This is a genomic window from Alteromonas sp. a30 (assembly GCF_026788005.1).
Classification (GTDB): Bacteria; Pseudomonadota; Gammaproteobacteria; order Enterobacterales; family Alteromonadaceae; genus Paraneptunicella.
This window is the reverse complement of sequence record NZ_JABEPE010000018.1, coordinates 49,858-70,325: the sequence shown is the minus strand read 5'-3', so window position 1 is coordinate 70,325 and position 20,468 is coordinate 49,858. Positions and strand designations below refer to the sequence as shown.

Here is a 20,468-nt window from a genome sequence, read left to right as displayed (position 1 = left end):
GGACAATGCTTAATGAAAAAAATTCTAATCACTGGACATTTAGGCCTTATAGGTCGTCATTTATCACCTCTTTTAACACAACAAGGCTATGAGATTACAGGATTCGATACTGCCAATAACTCTGGCGATATTTGTAACACATTCGAATTAAACAATGCATTGAAACAATGCTGCGGTGTTATCCATTTAGCAGCTGTATCACGCGTTATCTGGGGACAAAACAACCCTAAAAAGTGCTGGCAAACCAATGCAATTGCAAGTGAAATGTTATTGAAGCTAGCAGCCGAGCATCATAAAAAACCTTGGGTACTAGTTGCTAGTAGTCGTGAAGTGTATGGAGAACCAAACTCTCTTCCAGTTTCTGAAAGTATGACGCTATCACCAGTGAATATTTATGGGCGCTCTAAGCTATATATGGAAGATGCAACATTAAAAGCTAGAACAGCAGGTTTAAATACTGCCATTGTAAGATTAGCTAATGTGTATGGATGTACATTAGATCATGCAGACCGTGTTTTGCCAGCATTCAGTAAAAATGCAGCATTAGGTGCAAATTTAAGAGTAGATGGTTTTGACCATCTTTTTGATTTTACCCATGTTAGCGACACTGTAAATGGTATTGCTAGAATTATCGAGCTACTAAACGCTGGGGAGCGAAATTTACCACCAATACATTTATTACCAGGGCATGGTACAACGCTCAGAGAAGCTGCCGAGTTCGCAATTTCCGCAGCGGGTAGTAAATCATCAATCATTGAGGCAACTTCTCGCGCATATGATGTAGCTAAATTTATTGGTGATCCCTCTCGTGCTAGAAACTTACTAGGATGGCAAGCAAATATATTACCTGAAAAAGGTATTTCATTATTGGTTGAAGCATTCAAACAGAAACTAAAGTTAGGAGTGGTAGCATGAGAATTTTAAAAGTAATACATGGTTACCCAATGCTATATAACGCAGGCTCTGAAGTTTATTCACAAACTATTTGTCATGGTCTTGTTAAACAAGGCCATGAGGTACATGTATTTACTCGTGAAGAGGATGCATTCAGACCTGATGGGGATATTCGTGTTAGCTATGATGCTGATATGCCAGTAATAAAACTCTATTTAGTTAACAACCCTCGTCATAAAGATAGATATCGCCTAACTATTATTGATGAGAGATTCGCTGAACTACTCGATGAACTACAACCTAATATTGTTCACATTGGACATCTAAACCACCTTTCAACGTCGCTCGTTTTTGAAGCAAAAAAACGTAATATTCCTATTGTATACACTCTCCACGATTATTGGTTAATGTGTCCTAGAGGGCAATTTATGCAAATGCATTCTGCCGATAATGATTTATGGGCAGCATGTGATGGACAGGAAAATAAGAAGTGCGCACGCCAATGTTATGCTCGATATTTTTCTGGCGATGATGATGATCGAGATTTTGATCTTGCGTACTGGGAAAATTGGGTTGAGCGACGAATGAGGCATGTGAAGGAGATTGTTTCACAGGTAGACTTGTTTATTTCACCCGCCAAATACCTTAAAAACCGATACGAAAAAGATTTTGGTTTACCCAAAGAAAAAAGTATTTATCTAGATTATGGTTTTGATCGTTCACGTATGTCTGGTAGAAAGCGTAACACTGATGAGCCATTTACTTTTGGGTACATTGGTACGCATATCCCTGCAAAAGGTATCCACCAATTAATTCTCGCTTTTGGTCAATTGAAAGGTGATGCTGTTTTAAGGATTTGGGGCAGAGATCGCGGACAAGACACTCGTGCACTTAGAGCAATTGCTGATACTTTACCAGATGAAAAGAAAAACAATATTCAATGGATGCCAGAGTACAAAAATCAACATATTGCAACAGATGTATTTAGCAAAACAGACGCGATTGTAACGCCTTCAGTTTGGGTAGAGAACTCACCGCTAGTTATCCATGAAGCACAACAGTCTAGAGTGCCTGTAATAACAGCAAATACTGGTGGAATGGGAGAATATGTTGTAGATGGTTTAAACGGCCTTACTTTTGAGCATAGAAATGTTGATGACCTTGCAAAAAAAATGCAGTTATTTGTTGATAACCCTGAGTTCGCCAAAGAGCTAGGTACTAAAGGATACGCTTATAGCGATGACGGTGAAATACCATGCATTGACCAGCACATAGTTGACCTAGAGGCATGCTACAAGGAGTTGTTAAAGTGAGTGAGACGAACTTCTGGCGTATAACACTTGATACCAACCCTGATACCTGCAATTTAAACTGCATAATGTGTGAAGATCATTCACCATACTCGGATAGCCCTAAAATCAGAAAACAACAGAGAAGATTACGCCCAAATATGGATAGGGATATGCTTGAACGTGTTATTAGAGATGCTGCCAATATGGGTATTAAGGAAATTATACCTTCCACAATGGGAGAACCGCTGCTCTACCCTCATTTTGATGTGTTTCTCGACTTATGTCATGAACTTAATTTGTCATTAAATCTTACTACTAATGGCACCTTTCCAAGCCCTGATAAACACCAAAACGTTGAATACTGGGCAAATCGTGTTGTTCCTATTGGTAGCGACGTAAAAATATCATGGAATGGGGCTAAAGAGCACACTCAAAGTAAAATTATGCTGGGCGCTAAATTATCTAAGCATATCGAAAATGCAAAACGATTTATTGCTGTAAGGGATGAGTTGGCCGAACAACATTATTGTTCAATGACAATGCAGCTGACATTTCTCAGAAGTAATTTGGAAGAAATTCCCGATATGCTTGATTTGGCCATCGAATTAGGTTTTGACCGAATAAAAGGGCATCATTTGTGGACACACTTTGATGAAATAGCTAGTGAGAATTTAAGGAATGATATTATTTTTGCGGATAGGTGGAACCAAATTGTTAAATACTGTAAAGAGCGTGTAACAAGGCACAATGAAACCGCGTCTCGCCCCTTCAAATTAGATAACTTTTCTGAACTTTACTTAAATAATTTAGATGATATTGCACCAAATGGGAGTTGTCCTTTTTTAGGCAAAGAAATTTGGATAGACCCTACTGGACGCTTTAATGTTTGTTGTGCTCCAGACCAAGAGCGAAAAACTTTAGGAGACTTTGGTTCAGTTTCTAATAACTCACTTTCTGAGTTAGCTAAGAGTAAAAAATATAGCCAATTAATGAATAGTTACAAAGAAAACAGCCTTTGTAAGCAGTGTACAATGAGACGTTAATAATGGTTAATCTAAGAAAGTTAACTATTTCTGAGGACGGGCAATATCATACCTTGCCAGATGGAACTGAAGCATATAGTGCGAGATTTGATGAAGTATTATCATACCATTTAGTTGAAAATGAATACCAAATTGCACCTGTTATAAAAGGAAATAATGCATTTCATATAGGGAGTGATGGGAAAGCGATTTATAAGTCTACTTTCAATAGAACTTTTGGTTTTTATTGTGATTTGGCTGCTGTTGTCGATGGCTACCATTGGTTTCATATTACACCGGAAGGTAAAGCTGCTTATAGTGAACGTTATGATTTTGTTGGTAATTTCCAACAGGATATAGCGGTAGTATGTAATAAAGAAGGCTTTTACTATCATATAGATAAAAGTGGTAAACCCATTTACAAACACAAGTGGCATTATTGTGGAGACTTTAGAGAAGGAATCGCCGTTGTTCAGCACAGTAATGGGCTTAGTACACACATTAATATCAATGGCGATTTCATTCACTCTCAGTGGTTTTTAGATCTTGATGTATATCATAAAGGCTTTGCAAGAGCTAAAAACAGGGCTGGTTGGCAACACATCAATAAAGATGGTAAACCTATCTACCAACAATACTATGCTAGCATCGAACCTTTTTATAATGGGTTTGCGCGGGTTGAAACATTTGATGGCTCTCTACAAATCATTGATGAAAGTGGGGCATTGCAACGAGAGTTAAGATCGAGTCAGTCTAATGATTTTGCTAGTTTATCTGCGGATATGGTGGGCTACTGGCGCACGTTTACAATTGCGGCAGCAGCAGAACTAAAGATTTTTGATTATTTACCTGCAAGAACTCAATCTCTTTCACAAAAAACAAAGACTATTGAAGCGCGTTTGTATCGTCTCTTAAGCGCTTTGGGTGAATTAGGTCTTGTCGATCTTAAAGCCGAAATGTGGGAGTTAACACCTAAAGCTCAATACTTAACTTCAGAGCACCCTAAATCTCTCAGGACCGCAGCTACTGAGTATCGAGATGAGTTATTAGAAAGGTGGTATGACTTAGTTACATTGATGAAGCAAGATGTAAAAGCTTCAGACATCTTTCAGAAAGTTGCAAACAATGAAGAGCACACTAAGAAGCACCATAAAATGCTTAGAAGCTATGCATTAGAAGATTATCAAAAGTTAGTCTCTAATCTCGATATTGAATGCAATGACACCGTTTTTGATGCTGCTGGTGGCGATGGCACGTTAGCTCTATTGATTCAAAACCAGTTTCCCAAAAGTAATGTGATTTTGGGCGACTTAGCACCTGTAGTTAAATCAAGCGAATTTACCAATAAGACATCATTTGATTTGTTTAACAATTGGTCTCTTAAAGCAGACAAAATATTGTTAGCAAGAGTTCTTCACGATTGGAATGACGATGATGCTGTAAAAATTCTATCAAATGCGTGTGATTCTCTTCATTCTAATGGTGTTATTTATATTTTTGAGATGATTAGAGAAGAAAATGACTTCAGCGGTTCTCTATGTGATTTACATTTACTCACTGTAACTGGTGGAGAAGAAAGAACTAGAGCTCAGTTTGAAGCGTTGTTTGATAAAGTAGACCTATATATTGATGCAGAAATTAACCAAGCTAGTTTAATTACAATAATGAAATTAAAACGCAAGATAATATGAAAAAATTAATAGTTGCAAGGCATGCTGAACGACCTGAAATACCCTCTAATACAGTGGGTAATGATGTAATGTTAACTGAAAAAGGCATTGAACAAAGTAAATTGTTTGCATCTTTAATCGATCTACCTCTTCATAGTGTGAAATCAAGTCCAATAGGTCGCTGTATCCAGACAGCCAATGTAATTGCTCAATCATTAGGTTTTAGAGTGGAAAATATTGAGCAATGCAAATCTCTTGGCGACCCAGGCTTTATTATCCAAGACAGTGAATTAGCCTGGCAACATTGGCTCGATAAAGGGCATGATGCTGTTAATCAGCATTTGATTTCAGGCAAAGAAAAGTGGGCAGGTTTTCATGATTTAGACCATATATGCAATGATATATTCAATACAATTAAAGAGCTGTTGAGCAATTCAGCATATGGAACTCATCTTTGGATTACACATGATACTATTTTAGCCACCTTAGCATCTCGCATTAATAATCCCAACTTCACATTAAATGATTGGCCTCATTTCTTAGGCTATATGATATTTACCTACTCAAATATTGGTGACATTGATATTGACTATGTTCAATTTCCAAACTTTAGTAGTTGATATAAGACTTAGATTAGTGCCGAACTTAACAATTTGAGTATGAATGGAAAGAGGTTGTCGACCGCGGTCGAGCAGGTTTTAGCTGACCAAAGCATCATTAAAAAACACGCCAAGAAAAACCGAATTCTTCTAAGACCTGCACCACTAGCTAATGTTACACGGCTGCTATACCTAGATAACCCGCAAACCCCGCCATGGATACTTCCATGTAGGCGCCACAGGGGCTGCCAATGTCTTCGTCCGTAATCATGCCTTGTTCGCGATTGGCGTTGGAGGCGAATACTCCCTACCTTGCCAGTCGCCGGAAACGAGCAAGGTTGAATCGGGTGTTGGCACCAATTTTACCAACAAGAACAGATAGACTACATTCTATCCGTTACAGTAGTTCATTGGCCCTATTCTGTTTGAGCCACTGCGATACATTCGTTAATCTGCCAGCAAGTACAGTAATAAAAAATGGCACTTATGATTAAACAACTTCTTCTGATCAGTGGGTTTCTGGCTGTCAGTGGTGTACAAGCCGCCACCTCCATATCTGAAATTGGCAAAAGCCTCAATCTTGAACAATATCGCGAGGATGTAAAAACCCTTGCCAGCGACGCTTTTGAGGGGCGCGCCCCCTTGTCTGCCGGGGAAGACAAAACCATTGCCTACCTTGTAAGCCAGTTTAAGGAGATCGGCCTAAAGCCAGCTTTTGGCAACAGCTACATCCAGAAGGTGCCGCTGGCAAAAATTCTGGCCGATCAGGACTTTTCTCTCAAAATGGGGGATTTGACGTTTGAAAACGGTACTGATTTTGTTGCTCGCACCCAGCGTATCAGCGATACCATCTCGCTAAATGATGATGTTGTTTTTGTAGGTTACGGCATCAACGCGCCGGAATATAATTGGAATGACTACCAAGGTGTGGATGTGAAAGGTAAAACCGTGATTGTTTTAGTAAATGATCCCGGCTTTTCATCGGGCAAACGTGACTTTTTTAACGGCAACGCTATGACCTACTATGGACGCTGGACTTATAAATATGAAGAAGCCGCGCGTCAGGGCGCAAAGGGTGTATTTATCGTTCACGAAACCATGCCTGCCGGTTATGGCTGGGGCGTCGTTCGGGCGGGTGGAACCACTGCCAAATTCACGTTAGTTGACGATAACAACAACCAGTCGCAAGTGGGTGTAATGGGCTGGATGCAACTGCGCGCGGCGCAAAAGATGTTTGAAGCCGCCGGAATGAATTACCGTGAGATGAAAGCCGCCGCCGGCAAACGCGGCTTTAAAGCGGTAGATTTACATCAGAAAGCAGAACTCACCTTACACAACAATATCGAGCATAAAGAATCGCAGAATGTAGCGGCTTTGCTGTCAGGTACCGAGTCGCAAGATGAATGGGTGGCGCTGCATGCCCATTGGGACCATCTGGGTAAAGGTTCGGAAAATGGCAAGGAAGTGATTTTAAATGGGGCGGTAGACAACGCCTCAGGCGTGGCTGGTGTACTAGAACTGGCACGGGTGTTCAAAAAGCAAAGCAAGAACCATCCGTTTAAACGCACCATGATGTTTGGTGCATTTACTGCCGAGGAAACGGGCCTAATTGGTGCTGAGCATTTTGCTCAAAACCCACCTATTCCAGCCAAAAATATTGTTGCTTTTTTGAATATCGACGGCATGAACGTTAACGATGCCACCGATTATACGCTGCAATACGGTGATGGCCTGTCAGAACTGGAAGACTATGTGGCAAAGACGGCAAAATCACAAGGACGATATGTTAAACCGGATCCTCGCCCACAAAATGGCTTATTTTTCCGCTCAGATCACTTTGCCGCTGCGCGTCAGGGGATCCCGTCTTACCTGTTCATGAGCCTAGGCGATACTGATCCGCAGTTTATCGCGAGCCGCTATCACAAAAGCGGCGATGACTACTTCTCTAGCTGGACACTAGGTGGCGTCAAGCAGGACTTAGACCTGATCGGCCAGATCATGGCTGAGCTTGCCAACAACGGGGATTGGCCAGAATGGACTGGCGATTCTGATTTTAAGGATGCCAGAGAAGCATCGGGTAGATAATTCACTGCCATAGAAAATAGGCAAAGGTGGCTATTCAATAGCCGCCTTTTTTGTGGTTCTAATTGAGATTCAGCAAAGCGTTCATGCTCGAAATCAATCCAAACTGACAGGCAAAAAACTAATTATTGCCACAGGCTTAAGGGACACATTACCGGATATCAAAGGCTTACAGCACCGCTGGGGGAAAACCGTTGTGCATTGCCCATATTGCCACGGTTATGAATTACGAAATCGCTCATTAGGCGTAATCGCCACTGGGCCTATGTCTTTACACCAAGCTGGAATGATCCCCGATTGGGGCGTAACAACGTACTTTTCACAGGGGCAACATTTACCCGATACAGAACAACAGCTTTTTTTAGAACAGCGAGGGATTCAGTTTGAGCACTCACCTGTTATCGAGGTGATAGGCGAAGGCATGGATATTTCTGCGGTTAAACTCGAAGATGGCCGTTTTATCTAAGAACTAGGGCATGTTGAAAAGCCAGCTTTAAAACAAGAGAAATCTAGCATGCTAGCTGACAGCCTTTATTCGATTTTATCTGATTGCTTTGCAAACATGGGGTTTCTGCTGCCGCAAGTGTAGCGTTCGTAATAAATGAAGATTGGAGTCTCTGAGCATCGGATGATCATCAACTGCGACAATATGCCACATTGTTGCAGACCCGACGAGAAGGAATAATCCGCGCTGATTTTTAACGTGTTGATGTTGAGAGATTTTATGCCTTCTAAGACTTCTTGTTTGTTTTCTGGTTCTTCAGTTGTTCTGTTTCCGCTTTCTAGCCTTTTTCTCGCCATGACCCTCCAAGCGCAAGAAGCAGATGTAATGGCGACCGAATACAATACTCGTAAAGGTGATATCAGCTTTTCAGTGGGCGAACGCATTGAAGTTGTAGCCAAATATTCGGCTGATGCTAGCCGTATGCTTACCTCAGTTGACCGTCTTTCCGGTGATGCCGTTCGTTTACCGGATATCGACTATGCTTGGCAACTGGCGGGTAGAATGCCCGGCGTCGTACTCACTGAGTTTAATCAGGGTACCACTAGCGGTACTTGGTATTTGGCGCTGGCGGGTGCGAACCATCCGCTGAGTGCTATCGCATTGTGGGAGCTAAAATATTTGCTGATATAAATAAGGTTACTTCCAAGCACTATCAATGACTTTATTAAGGGTCTCAAAACGTGCGGGTAATACTCTATTTTTCTGGGTTACTAAGTACAGTGTTTCAATAACCGTGTTATCAGGCTTAATCACTTGTAAGCCCTGCTTATTATGAAAACTATCCACTGCACTTTTTGGTAATACTGTAAAGCCAATCCCATTGGCAATAGGCTCAAGTATTTGATTGATTTGGTTGATAAAACCAACGACAGGGAGACTGTTAATATTGAGTTGGCCCAATTCTGTCTTGTAATTCTTAGCAATAAACAACGATAAATAATGTTTAGCGTCGGGATGTAATATTAATCCAAGATTCATTAACAATGTCGCCTTGTTCACATTAGTATCAACACGGCTAGGAACAACCAAACACAACTCTTCTTCCCCTAACACTTTAGTCTCAAAATAGATTTTATTTGGAATATCCGTAACGATACCTTGGTCAACAGTGCCTTTTTTAATGTCCGACAAAATCTGATGATAAGGTGCGGCTTTCATTTTAATAATAATATTAGGGTGTTTGACCTGCTCCTCTAACAATTTAGGGTACAACATCAGTGCAACCGAGCCCGAACACGCTAATGTACATTCTCCTGAATACGGGTCGTCAAAAGCCAGTTGTTCAATTAATGCCTCTTCATTTCGTTCAAGGCTTTTTGCATAGCGATATACCAAACGCCCTTGTTCAGTAATAACGAATGACTTTTTTCCTCGCGTAATCAATAAATGCCCACAAGCCTTTTCAAGCTTATTAATATGCTGGCTAACGCCCGGTTGCGTCATAAATAATTTTTCTGCGGCTTGTGTGAAATGCCCCGTATCAACAAGTGTCACAAATGTTTTAAGCCATATTGGATTTAGCACACCAACCTCATAACAAAATATTATCGAAATAATTATTAATGATAATTTTATAAAATAACAGTATTCCCTAAAATAGCACTCATCAAATGAACAATGACATAAGGGGTGAAATATGAAGATGAATCACGTAGGAATTATGGTCGGTGATATGGACAAGGCTGTTGAGTTCTACACTAAAGTGCTTGGACTAAGAATAGTAATGAACAACACTAAAGTGGTCGAAGAACGAGAAACGGCCATTGGAAGAATGTGTACAGCGGTTTTTGGTGAAGGCTTTGAGGGCTTCAATATTGCTCATTTAGTTACAACCGACGGTATTGGTGTCGAATTATTTGAAATGAATCAACGTGATGAACGTCACGACCTCAATTTTTCTCGATTAGGTATCTTCCATTTTTGCTTACAAACTGATGATTTTGACACTGTGATGCAAAAAACCGAAGCGTATGGGGGAAAAGTAAGAATGGATGTCATGCGTTATCACCCAGAAGACGACAGTAAACCAGCTAAAATGGTTTATCTGGAAGATCCATTCGGCAACCTTTTTGAACTTTATTCTCATAGCTATGAAGAAACTTATGCGAGTGATTATGAGTAATCACCGCACTTTATCGAATTAATGATACCAATAACACATGAGCAGCCATTTATTAACTCATTGATAATAAAGCATATATTTAACATAAATACTGCAAAATACGCTTCACTGTACAGTTATCAAAACAGAAATAACGCTGATCTAATCGAAAATTTTAAAAATTATTACTCATCGGGCCAGTATTTACTAGACACACACACAGAAAGCACATACTATTAACTCGCTTTAGTTATGACTAGCTTTCTCTATTTACTGCTTTACTGCCTCTGTTTCTTTATCCACCTTTGTAAGTTGATTATAGATATGCACAAGCCTGTTAGCTGAGTTCTATCTATTGCTCCACTGGTGATTATTCACCGCATATATATGTAATTTATACTTTAAGGTATCTATCATGTCTGATTCAGTAAACGGCACAGTTAAATGGTTTAACGAAGAGAAAGGTTTCGGTTTCATCACTCCAGAAAACGGCGGCAAAGACGTATTTGTTCATTTCCGCGCAATTGCTTCTGAAGGCTTCAAAACTTTAGCTGAAGGCCAAGCAGTAACATTCCAAGTTGAGCAAGGTCAAAAAGGCCCTCAAGCAACTAACGTTGTTGTTGCGTAAGTAACACTATTAGCTGAGCGTTTTACATATTTGCAAAACGCTTAATTGCTGAAAAAAGGCTGGAATTTTCCGGCCTTTTTTGTGCCTATAGCCCAGTACAACGCCTATTCTTTGCATCTTTTTTGTTTTCATCACCATCCAACGGCAGCATCTTAATACCTCAATTATGTTTTATCTGGCATCAAACTTTGCTATTTCATCTTTCCTCCGTTAAAACAGAATTTTTAGTCCCTTGGTTATTGATAGGATTCGCGATTCATGGCAACAAAATCAGAATTAGAAGCCTTTTTTATTCACGAGTTTCCGCAGGCGAACTTTCGAATTGATGAAGTAGGCAACAAAGCTGCGACCATCAGCATAGAAATTACCCATGCGCATTTGCGTCCGGGCGGCACTGTTTCTGGGCCAACATTAATGCAAATGGCCGACGCAGCTTTGTATGTTGCAATTCTAGGTGAAATTGGCTTAATTTCCCTTGCAGTTACCACCAACCTCAATATTAATTTTTTACGCAAACCCTCAGCAGATGGGCGACTAACGGCAAAATGTCGACTCATTAAAATGGGCAAATCCCTTGCTGTTGGTGATGTATTTCTTTATTCCGACCACATCGAAGACCCTGTTGCTCATGCAACTGGTACTTACTCTATTCCCCCTAAATAGTGTCTGACAACTAACAGCAAATAAGATTAAACACAAAACGTCACAATTTGAAAATGACATGAAAGCGCTGTGTTACCAGTGTTAGCACTAATTTGCCCGCGAATTCAGCATCAAAACAAACTTCAGCTCAAACAGACGTAGCATTTATCTATGATCACAATAATCAACATCGGTGTATAATACAGATGCTTTATCTTTCCTGACTGGAGCGCGCAAAATGTTCGGCGCTCATTTGCTTAGGATTGTCAATCAACCCACTGATTACAGGACGACATCATGCGCTTTTTACACACCATGTTACGCGTAGGCAATTTGCAACGCTCTATCGATTTTTACACAAATATCCTCGGTATGAAGTTGTTACGTCAAAGTGAAAATACGGAGTATCGCTATACTCTCGCCTTTTTAGGATATGGTGACGAATCAGAAAATACGGTTATCGAATTAACGTATAACTGGGATACAGAAGAATACGATCATGGCTCCGCTTTTGGTCATTTAGCATTGGGGGTCGATGATATTTACAAAGTCTGTGAAGATATGAAAACACAAGGCTGTGATGTTTATCGAGAACCAGGCCCTGTATTGGGCGGTGACACAGTTATTGCCTTTGTTCGTGATCCCGATGGCTATGCAATTGAATTAATTCAAGAATAATATTTACCTTAAGCGAGAGGTTAACGAAATTAATTAACCGTTTTCCTCTCTCATCCTTCCCCAGTAATTAAATTACCACCATCCCAAGTTTTATCATTTTCAATACTCATTCAACGTTTTTTATGGAGAAAGTTCACTTTATTGACAATACTTAAGTGACATAACGTTGAAATAAAATAACATGCTCGTGATAGTGTAATGAAAAATGATACAAATCCTTTTGAATATTAATTGTATTTTTAAAAGAAACCAGTCCCTTCTCTCTCACAAGATGAAAATTAATAGAATTCTCATTTTGTGTGTACTTCTGCCTATTCTATTAATTATTTCGCCTCTCTCTTTAGCTAAATTATCAAATGCGGGCTTTGAGGACTACAGCCGCTTCTTACGTAGACTGTCACCTAATGAAGGACTATCTCAAAGCGAAGTGACTCGCACAATTCAAGATGAAAATGGCTTTATTTGGATTGGTACACGGATGGGACTTAATCGTTACGATGGCTACAAAGTTAAAAAAATTCCCGGCCCAAATAACATATTCAATCAAGAAGAAATACTCGCGCTGCATTTAGATAACCAAGGCTATTTATGGGTAAGCACTCTTGCTTCCGGCTTGTATCGTGTCAACCCCGTAACACTTGTCACAGAACGCTACTTCAACGGTATCATGCCAGAACAAAATACGCCCTTTGCTGTCGTTTCTGACATGATCCAGGCATCCGATAACGCCATTTGGTTAGTCCTCAATAACAGCATTCAACATTTCGATGTTAATAATAGGAAAATGACCTCCTTGTATCAGGGGCAGAAAAAAGACACTTGGATTACCAATATCCTCACATACCAAGACAACATTATTGCAGCATCAACTGATGGCATTATCACGGTTAATCAAAAAACGGGCGATAGTTCCCCCCTTCCCTTTTTACCCGATAATATTTCCAATGAACGAAATTTGAATGTAAGAAAAATATTTCTCGACAATGAACTTGGATTAGTCATTGGCACAAAAGCAGGTTTATATTCACTTGATATTGAAAACAAAAAAACCGGAAAATCACGCACCCTTATTCCAGAAATAGGCGTTTGGGACATTGAAAAAGTCGACGATTATTTTTTAATTGCATCGAATAAAGGCTTATTTCATTTCAATCCTAAAACAAACGAATACTTTAATTTAATCCAATTTAGTCGTTCAGATTATAGAACCATCGACAATAATGTTACCGACCTATTTCGGGATAAATCTGGCAACTTTTGGCTAGGTTCTCGTTCTCAAGGAGTTTTAATTTGGAGTGATGTATCAACCCGATTTAAACATATTTCGACAACCACAACGATTAAATTAAGTCATGAAAGTACATGGAAGATACTGCAAGATAAAGACGGCTTTATTTGGATTGCAACGGATAACGGTATTAATAAAATCGACTTAGAAAAAGGGACATTTCAACATTTTCTAGGTGAAGAGAGCGGCAGCCGTATCACCTTGGAAAGTAATATTATTGATATGTTTTGGGATGAGTCCGACCCAAATCAAATGTGGGTACACACTGGCACCGGTCTATTTTTATTTAATAAATCCACGGGTGAATTATCCCGCCCCTACGTTACTGAGCAACACCGAAATCTTATTTATTCGGAATATATTTACGGTGTACATGTTAAAGATGCTGAAAATATCTTTTTCTTCAACGATGACGGTCACTTTCGCTATAACTCAGTAACCGGAGAGGCTTTTGCACTCACAGGCATAGATAAGCAAGCAAATCCCTTCTATAGTTGGGCGTTTTTAGCAGCATTACCAAACCGACCCAACACCATATTACTAACCACTTCTGGGCATCTGTACGAATATAATTTCGTCACCGATAAACTCCATCTGATCTACAAAGTTAAAAACTTTCAACGTCAAGCTTACGATAGCGTCGACAGTTGGGTTATTGATCAAGATGGCATCCTTTGGATTGCCTTTACAGGTGAAGGCTTAATCGGGCTAGATAGTGACACTTACGAAGAAAAGTATCGTTTTGACGTCAACAATCAACTCAATAACGATCAGGTTTACCAACTACAACTCGATGAAAACAACCAAATTTGGTTAAGTTCTCAATACGGGTTGTATAAATTCAATGCAGAGCGGAATCATGTTGATGTTTACCTCGCCAACGATGGCCTTCTTTCTTCTGAGTTCAATGGTTCCTCTTCCATTAAACTACAAAATGGTTATTTGGCTTTTGGTTCACCGCTAGGTATCAACTACTTTAATCCCAATCATTTTCAAATTGATCAATTCAAAAAAGATAACTACGAAATCCATCTCAGTGACATTAGTTTGCTGTCCGATAAAAATGCAAAAATTCTCAACAGTGCCCGAGATACGATAGAAATAGACTATGATCAGTACGGTCTAAAACTTGAGTTTTCTACGCTAGAATTTAGGCAGCAAGAGCGAACACTTTACAATATTCACCTTGATGGTCCACATACATTACATCTAGAACATTATCTAGGAGGGGAGTTTTTACTTCCCCGCGTGTCACCTGGGCACTATACGCTGACCATCAGCGCTATTTCCGCGCAACACGGAATAAAAAGCAAACCCCTTGTTTTACAAATGGTGGTGAATAATACGCCTTGGCTAGCAACACCGGCAAAAGTGTTCTATGTGCTCATCCTATTGATTTTGTTCTTAAATTACACCGTCAACCGCAAAGCGAAAGAGCGCGAACTCAAAGCATTACATAAACGAACACAAGCCAGTCATAATCGGATGCAAATGGCCATGTTTGGCAGCAACAGCGGTGTTTGGGATTACTGGTTGGAAAAAGACACCATATACGTTGAACTCATCCCAAGCCGATTTGATGGTGAAAGCTCTCACTTGCAACTTGGAATGCAAGAGTTAATACAAAAAATAAAAACTGATGACACTCAAGGTTTATTAAAGCGATGGGAAAAATTCCTAAGCGGAGAAAGTGTCAATTGGGACGCAACTTACCAAGTGAAAACTCAGGATAAAGAGTGGCCTTGGTTCCGTGTCATTGGCCGCGTCATTGCCTACGACAGTGAAGGAAAAGCAACCCGTGTCATTGGTACTTACACCAATATCACCGAAACCAAATTGAATGAAGATAAAGCCAAGCTATTTGGCGAAGCCTTTAGGCAGATTAATGACTGGGTACTCATTCTCGATGAAAAGCTCATTCCTGTCACCGCAAACGAAGCGTTCCAAAAACAATTTAATATGGAGCATAAACCTTCTCCAGAGATCCTATCATTACTTCTGAAAAGTTTAGGAGAGGAAAAATATCAAGAGTTTAAAGAGATTCTTACGGGCCTTAAACCCAGAGGAAGTTGGCAAGGCGAAGAAGTCATTGATGTCCCCAACGGTGAGCGCTCACCAGTGCTTATCAAGATACACGCCATTGCTCAGAAAAAGAATATTATCTGCCATTATGTAATCGTGGTTTCCGACATCACTCAGCAAAAAGACGCTGAAGAAAAACTACGTCATTTAGCCCACTACGATTATTTAACCGACTTGCCTAATCGCCAATTGCTATTCGAGAAAATCGAAAACAAAATTAAGCAAAAGAACTCACGTTTCGCCGTGCTCTTTATCGATCTCGACAAATTTAAACAAGTAAACGACTTGTATGGGCACTTTATTGGCGATCAACTACTGAAAAAGGTTTCCTCCATTTTACTCAACTGTGTCGGTCACAAAGATATTGTTGCCCGACAAAGTGGCGATGAATTTATTATTTTGATTGATAAATTCAAAGACATTAACGAAATCAGCCATATCGCCCAAACGGTTCTAAAACAGTTATCCAAAACCATCGTGTTAGATGATTTGCATGTGCACATCACCTCCAGCGTCGGTATCGCCATTTACCCCGATGATTCCAACTGTTCCAGTGAAATCATTAAAAAAGCCGACTTAGCAATGATCCATGCCAAAAACAAAGGTCGAGGTGAGTTCCAATACTTTACTCAAGACATTAATGAAAAAGCACATTTGCGACTAACGCTAGAAAATGATTTGCAACATGCCTGTTCAAACAACGAATTTGTTAACTATTACCAGCCGATTGTGGATATTCAGAAAAATAAGGTGGTGGGAGCTGAATTGTTGCTTCGTTGGTTTAATGCAGACAAGTTGATCCCGCCTTATATTTTCATTCCCATTGCGGAAGAAATCGGCTTGATTTCCAACATGACGATTCAAGCCATTGAAAAAGCCCTTGTGGATTACAAAAAGCAATTTATAACGGTGCCAGACTTTTACATTTCCATCAATCTGTCGCCTATTCACATTTTGCAAGAAGGGTTAGGTCAGACCTTGCTTTCACAATTGGCAAAACATCAGCTATCTCCCAAGGTATTACGCTTGGAAATTACCGAAAACACCTTACTCGCCGACCTAGACATCGCGCTGCGCCGTTTGGATGAATTACGAGAGTTAGGCTTTAAATTAATGCTGGATGATTTTGGCACGGGTTACTCCTCCATGAGTTACTTAAGTCGATTCTCCATTGACTACATCAAAATCGACAAAAGCTTTGTTCACGCTTTGGAAAACAAAACAAACCGAGCTATTGTGAATTCCATCGTCATGTTGGCGCGCAACCTTGAACTCGATTGTGTTGTGGAAGGGGTAGAAACAGAAACACAGTTAAGTTACATGAGTCAATTAGGGTGTCACTTGATTCAGGGTTACTTTTATAGCAAACCGTTACCACTGAAAGATTTTACCAGCTTAGAGCTATACCAAGATTCTCAACATCGAGACACAAAAGCACACGCAAACTAAGCAAGGGGTATCGCTACATTTCATGCCCTGATACAGGTATGATATTGGCAGTTTTTTGCCTAAATGTTGGACTTCGCCCGTGTTTAGTATCTGGTTGCTAATTGGTATTGCCGTTGTTTATTTGGGTCTGATGTTTGTTGTTGGTTATCTCGGCGACAAATATCTACCAAACCGCAAACCTCGACCATACTTTTATAGTTTCGCACTTGGTGTGCATTGCACAACATGGTCATTCTTTGGTACGACCACACAAAGTGCGCAATATGGCTGGGCATTCACCCCAACTTACTTAGGCGCAATTCTACTATTTGCCGTTGGTTATCCGTTACTGATGCGCATAGCTGCTCTTTGTAAACAGCATCAAATTAGCTCCTTGGCAGAATTATTAAGTTTACGTTTCAACCGTTCCACCAGCATTGCAGCAATGGTCACGATTGTTACGCTAATTGGCGTTGTTCCCTACACATCGTTACAACTAGACGCGCTTACCAACAGTTTAATATTTCTGAGTGATGAACCTGACGATGGCTCTCATAACGCCAGCCTTTACATATCTATTTTAATGGCCATTTTTGCGGTTTTATTTGGTACTCGCAGCACAAACCTTACGGAAAAACGTAGCGGTTTACTTGCCGCCATCGCCTTTGAGTCCTTGGTCAAACTGGTCGCCTTCGTGGGCGTTGCCATTTACATTTGCTACGGCATTTTCGATGGCATGTTCGACTTAATCACTCAAGCTGGCAACAATGAAACCACCCGAAAAATCATGCAAGGCGAAGGCGCGTGGCTCGCCTATTTAGGACATATGTTGCTGGGCTTTTGTTCGATGATATGTTTACCTCGTCAGTTTCATATCAACTTCGTCGAGTACAACTCACCAGAAGAAATCACCAAAGCGCGCTGGGTGTTCCCCCTTTACTTGGCCGCAATTAACCTATTTGTACTGCCCATTGCACTTGCAGGGACCCTTCAATTCAACGACACGCAACTCTCCCCTGACCTGTTTATACTCGCGCTACCTCAGCAGCAGGAACAGGCGTTTTTCACACTCCTTGGTTATCTTGGAGGGCTGGCCGCAGCAACGAGTATGATCATTGTTGCGACGCTAGCGGTGGGCATTATGCTAGCCAATAACCTCGTGACTCCTATTTGGCTAAAACGTCAATTACGCGCAGGTGATGCACAAGGAATTGAGGGTAATATGCTGTTAATGATTCGCCGTACCACGGTTCTTTTGGTGATAGGTGTCTCTTATTTGTATTACCAAACGGTTGGGCAAACCGAACCTTTAGCGAACAGCGGTATTTTATCCATAGCCTTGCTCGCTCAGTTTATCCCTGCCCTTTTGATGAGTCTTTATTGGAAAAATAATGGCGTATTTTCATTCTGGGCTGCCACTCTAGCGGGAATAGTAGGCTGGTTGTACTTGTTGCTTTGGCCCAGCATTAAACACACTTACGCTTTCGCGCCCGCGCCTACCGATGCAGATTTAAGCCAAGGATTTTTAATTAGTCTTGGTATAAACATTTCACTCTACTTATTGTTTAACAACGCATTCTACACTTCACGGGTTAAACACCAAGACTATGGTGAGCCTGTCGCCATTCAATCTGAACAATTACACAACATTCTAACCAAACTGCTTACCGCGAAAGATTATGAAAAAGTGCGCCGCTTTTTAAAAGACAAAACCCAATCGGGTTATATTTCGCCTCAAATGCTGAGCAAAGTGGAAAAGATACTCAGTGCATATTTAGGTCAAGGCGGCAGCCGTATGCTGCTGACAACGTTAACTAACCAGAAAAAACTCGCCCTTGATGACCTGCTGGTTTGGGTTGAAGAAGCAAGCCAAACATTCCAGTTCAATCAAGAACTCCTGCAAGCTTCAATGCAGCATATTGAACAAGGTATTTGCGTTATTGACAGACAGTTGAATCTAGTTGCTTGGAACCAATACTACGAAACCATGTTCTCTTACCCAGAAAATTACTTGCAAGCTGGTTTGAGTATGAAGTCCATCTTGCAATTTAACGCTCGCAGAGGTTTATTAGGCAAGCAAATAGACGCCAACACAGAAATCCAAAAACGCTTGGACTTCCTAACCAACGGCAGTCGATACAAATACCGACGTTACCAACCTGATGGCAGCGCAATTGAAATCCAAGGTAGCCCCATGCCCGGTGGAGGTTTTGTAACCACCTATACCGACATTACCGACCTTATTCGAACGCAGCAAGAATTAGAACGTTCTAAAGATGAACTGGAAAAACGAGTCGAAAACAGAACCAAAGCACTTAGCCTTGCCAACAAAGCATTGGCGCAGGCCAACCTAAGTAAAACACGCTTTCTGGCAGCGGCAGGTCATGACCTCATGCAGCCTTTCAATGCCGCGACCTTATATGCATCCTTACTGGCAGAAAAAACCAAAAACACGGATTTAGCTCAAACCAGTGATGGCTTAAAACAAGCATTACACAATGCAGAAGAATTGCTCACCGGATTATTGGACTTCAGCAAATTAGAATCCGGCGTTCTCCGCCCCTCACCGAGCCAATTTCAACTGAATGATGTTCTCGGACCACTGGTTGCCGAAGCATCTATCGTCGCCCTACAAAAAGGTTTAGAGCTGCGATATGTGCCCAGTAAACACTGGATAGAAACAGACAAAGCCTTGTTTCGCAGGATGATTGCTAATCTCATCTCAAACGCTATACGTTATACCCCAAAAGGAAAAATTCTCATCGGCGTAAAACGTCGTCAACAGGACTTGCTTATTTGTGTAGCGGACACCGGTATCGGCATCCCAAGCCATAAACAAAAAGAAATTTTTGAAGAATTCCAGCAATTGCAAAATTCCGAATCAAAACAAGGGCTAGGGCTTGGCCTAACAATTGTTGAAAGAATGAGTGAATTACTCAATATTCCGGTAGGGCTCGCATCAACCCCCGGAAAAGGCACGGTTTTCTTTACTCAAATACATCCTATTGCGCCTCCGCTCCATCAAAACAATGGCGCCAAACTCGCCTCCAATAAAAAAAGCGACCTGAAATTCAGCCTTAGTGGAAAATACATTTGGATTGTCGACAATGACCGACAAGTGCTAGACGCGACACGGGACCTGTTTTTATCTTGGAATGCCAGCGTCACTACGGCTAAGGATGCGGATAACCTATTTGAGCAGGTCCGTGCCCCTGGCGCTAACCCAGCCGACTTGTTACTCATTGACTATCATCTGGATGAAAACAAAACGGGTAATGTTGAAGCCATTCGTATTTTTGGGCGAGTGGGTCATGACATTCCAACTATTTTGAATAGTGCCAATCACGATGATGAAATTCGAGAGCAAGCCATAGAAGCCGGGCTACACTTTTTGCATAAGCCACTGAAGCTGGCAAGTTTAAAGCGTTTACTGAAGAATATTTTTGATGAGAAATAATGAGAACATTTAAAAGCCTTGCTCGCCCAACGGAAGAATCTACAAGGCTTTTCCATCTAGATTAATGACTTACATTCGCATACAACGCGCTCTAGTGTAA

The 20,468-nt window shown here is 40.8% G+C and carries 15 protein-coding genes; 14 read left to right on the top strand and 1 reads right to left on the bottom strand.

Annotation, left to right across the window (positions count from 1 at the left end; genetic code table 11):
• Positions 1 to 12 precede the first annotated feature (12 nt).
• The 8 genes from HJG39_RS15720 to HJG39_RS15685 all read left to right on the top strand — a co-directional run bounded on the left by HJG39_RS15720 (position 13) and on the right by HJG39_RS15685 (position 8,694).
• Positions 13 to 915, top strand: coding sequence for an NAD-dependent epimerase/dehydratase family protein (locus HJG39_RS15720; RefSeq protein ID WP_268410481.1), 903 nt, complete (start codon positions 13 to 15; stop codon positions 913 to 915).
• Positions 912 to 2,207, top strand: coding sequence for a glycosyltransferase (locus HJG39_RS15715; RefSeq protein WP_268410479.1), 1,296 nt, complete (start codon positions 912 to 914; stop codon positions 2,205 to 2,207). Before HJG39_RS15720 ends, HJG39_RS15715 begins: the two co-directional genes overlap by 4 nt.
• Positions 2,183 to 3,229, top strand: coding sequence for a radical SAM protein (locus HJG39_RS15710; RefSeq protein ID WP_268410477.1), 1,047 nt, complete (start codon positions 2,183 to 2,185; stop codon positions 3,227 to 3,229). Before HJG39_RS15715 ends, HJG39_RS15710 begins: the two co-directional genes overlap by 25 nt.
• Positions 3,230 to 3,231: 2 nt before the next feature.
• A complete protein-coding gene (locus tag HJG39_RS15705; RefSeq protein WP_268410475.1) occupies positions 3,232 to 4,899 on the top strand; it encodes a methyltransferase in 1,668 nt (555 codons plus the stop codon).
• Positions 4,896 to 5,498 (top strand): histidine phosphatase family protein, encoded by a 603-nt coding sequence (locus HJG39_RS15700; RefSeq protein WP_268410473.1) that lies wholly within the window; start codon positions 4,896 to 4,898, stop codon positions 5,496 to 5,498. Before HJG39_RS15705 ends, HJG39_RS15700 begins: the two co-directional genes overlap by 4 nt.
• A gap of 465 nt (positions 5,499 to 5,963) precedes the next feature.
• Entirely contained in the window at positions 5,964 to 7,562 is a 1,599-nt protein-coding gene (locus HJG39_RS15695; RefSeq protein ID WP_442781033.1) for a M28 family metallopeptidase, read from the top strand.
• 52 nt (positions 7,563 to 7,614) lie between these two features.
• On the top strand, positions 7,615 to 8,025 hold the full coding sequence (locus HJG39_RS15690) for an FAD-dependent oxidoreductase (RefSeq protein ID WP_268410469.1): 411 nt from the start codon (positions 7,615 to 7,617) through the stop codon (positions 8,023 to 8,025).
• 258 nt (positions 8,026 to 8,283) lie between these two features.
• The gene (locus tag HJG39_RS15685) at positions 8,284 to 8,694 is read left to right on the top strand and encodes a hypothetical protein (RefSeq protein ID WP_268410468.1); all 411 of its coding nucleotides are present in this window, start codon (positions 8,284 to 8,286) and stop codon (positions 8,692 to 8,694) included.
• 6 nt (positions 8,695 to 8,700) lie between these two features.
• On the opposite strand, the gene HJG39_RS15680 is transcribed toward HJG39_RS15685, so the two are convergent.
• On the bottom strand, positions 8,701 to 9,588 hold the full coding sequence (locus tag HJG39_RS15680; protein WP_268410467.1) for a LysR family transcriptional regulator: 888 nt from the start codon (positions 9,586 to 9,588) through the stop codon (positions 8,701 to 8,703).
• A 112-nt stretch (positions 9,589 to 9,700) separates the two neighbouring features.
• Here HJG39_RS15680 and HJG39_RS15675 point away from each other — a divergent pair, with 112 nt between their 5' ends.
• The 6 genes from HJG39_RS15675 to HJG39_RS15650 all read left to right on the top strand — a co-directional run bounded on the left by HJG39_RS15675 (position 9,701) and on the right by HJG39_RS15650 (position 20,368).
• Entirely contained in the window at positions 9,701 to 10,186 is a 486-nt protein-coding gene (locus tag HJG39_RS15675) for a VOC family protein (RefSeq protein WP_268410465.1), read from the top strand.
• 394 nt (positions 10,187 to 10,580) lie between these two features.
• A complete protein-coding gene (gene cspE, locus HJG39_RS15670) occupies positions 10,581 to 10,793 on the top strand; it encodes a transcription antiterminator/RNA stability regulator CspE (RefSeq protein ID WP_268410463.1) in 213 nt (70 codons plus the stop codon).
• A gap of 258 nt (positions 10,794 to 11,051) precedes the next feature.
• Positions 11,052 to 11,456 carry a PaaI family thioesterase gene (locus HJG39_RS15665; protein ID WP_268410461.1) on the top strand — a complete coding sequence of 135 codons (405 nt, stop codon included), beginning with the start codon at positions 11,052 to 11,054 and terminating at the stop codon, positions 11,454 to 11,456.
• A 276-nt stretch (positions 11,457 to 11,732) separates the two neighbouring features.
• Positions 11,733 to 12,113 carry a lactoylglutathione lyase gene (gloA, locus tag HJG39_RS15660; RefSeq protein ID WP_268410459.1) on the top strand — a complete coding sequence of 127 codons (381 nt, stop codon included), beginning with the start codon at positions 11,733 to 11,735 and terminating at the stop codon, positions 12,111 to 12,113.
• Between the two features lie 271 nt (positions 12,114 to 12,384).
• A complete protein-coding gene (locus HJG39_RS15655) occupies positions 12,385 to 16,932 on the top strand; it encodes an EAL domain-containing protein (RefSeq protein WP_268410458.1) in 4,548 nt (1,515 codons plus the stop codon).
• Positions 16,933 to 17,011: 79 nt separating this feature from the next.
• Positions 17,012 to 20,368: a PAS domain-containing hybrid sensor histidine kinase/response regulator gene (locus tag HJG39_RS15650; RefSeq protein WP_268410456.1), complete on the top strand. Its 3,357-nt coding sequence runs from the start codon at positions 17,012 to 17,014 to the stop codon at positions 20,366 to 20,368.
• Positions 20,369 to 20,468 lie beyond the last annotated feature (100 nt).

Excerpts from the sequence above, each read along its gene's own strand:
- HJG39_RS15720 (WP_268410481.1), top strand. The coding sequence starts at position 13 with ATGAAAAAAATTCTAATCACTGGACATTTAGGCCTTATAGGTCGTCAT.
- HJG39_RS15715 (WP_268410479.1), top strand. The coding sequence starts at position 912 with ATGAGAATTTTAAAAGTAATACATGGTTACCCAATGCTATATAACGCA.
- HJG39_RS15710 (WP_268410477.1), top strand. The coding sequence starts at position 2,183 with ATGCTACAAGGAGTTGTTAAAGTGAGTGAGACGAACTTCTGGCGTATA.
- HJG39_RS15705 (WP_268410475.1), top strand. The coding sequence starts at position 3,232 with ATGGTTAATCTAAGAAAGTTAACTATTTCTGAGGACGGGCAATATCAT.
- HJG39_RS15700 (WP_268410473.1), top strand. The coding sequence starts at position 4,896 with ATGAAAAAATTAATAGTTGCAAGGCATGCTGAACGACCTGAAATACCC.
- HJG39_RS15695 (WP_442781033.1), top strand. The coding sequence starts at position 5,964 with ATGATTAAACAACTTCTTCTGATCAGTGGGTTTCTGGCTGTCAGTGGT.
- HJG39_RS15685 (WP_268410468.1), top strand. The coding sequence starts at position 8,284 with ATGCCTTCTAAGACTTCTTGTTTGTTTTCTGGTTCTTCAGTTGTTCTG.
- HJG39_RS15675 (WP_268410465.1), top strand. The coding sequence starts at position 9,701 with ATGAAGATGAATCACGTAGGAATTATGGTCGGTGATATGGACAAGGCT.
- cspE (WP_268410463.1), top strand. The coding sequence starts at position 10,581 with ATGTCTGATTCAGTAAACGGCACAGTTAAATGGTTTAACGAAGAGAAA.
- HJG39_RS15665 (WP_268410461.1), top strand. The coding sequence starts at position 11,052 with ATGGCAACAAAATCAGAATTAGAAGCCTTTTTTATTCACGAGTTTCCG.
- gloA (WP_268410459.1), top strand. The coding sequence starts at position 11,733 with ATGCGCTTTTTACACACCATGTTACGCGTAGGCAATTTGCAACGCTCT.
- HJG39_RS15655 (WP_268410458.1), top strand. The coding sequence starts at position 12,385 with ATGAAAATTAATAGAATTCTCATTTTGTGTGTACTTCTGCCTATTCTA.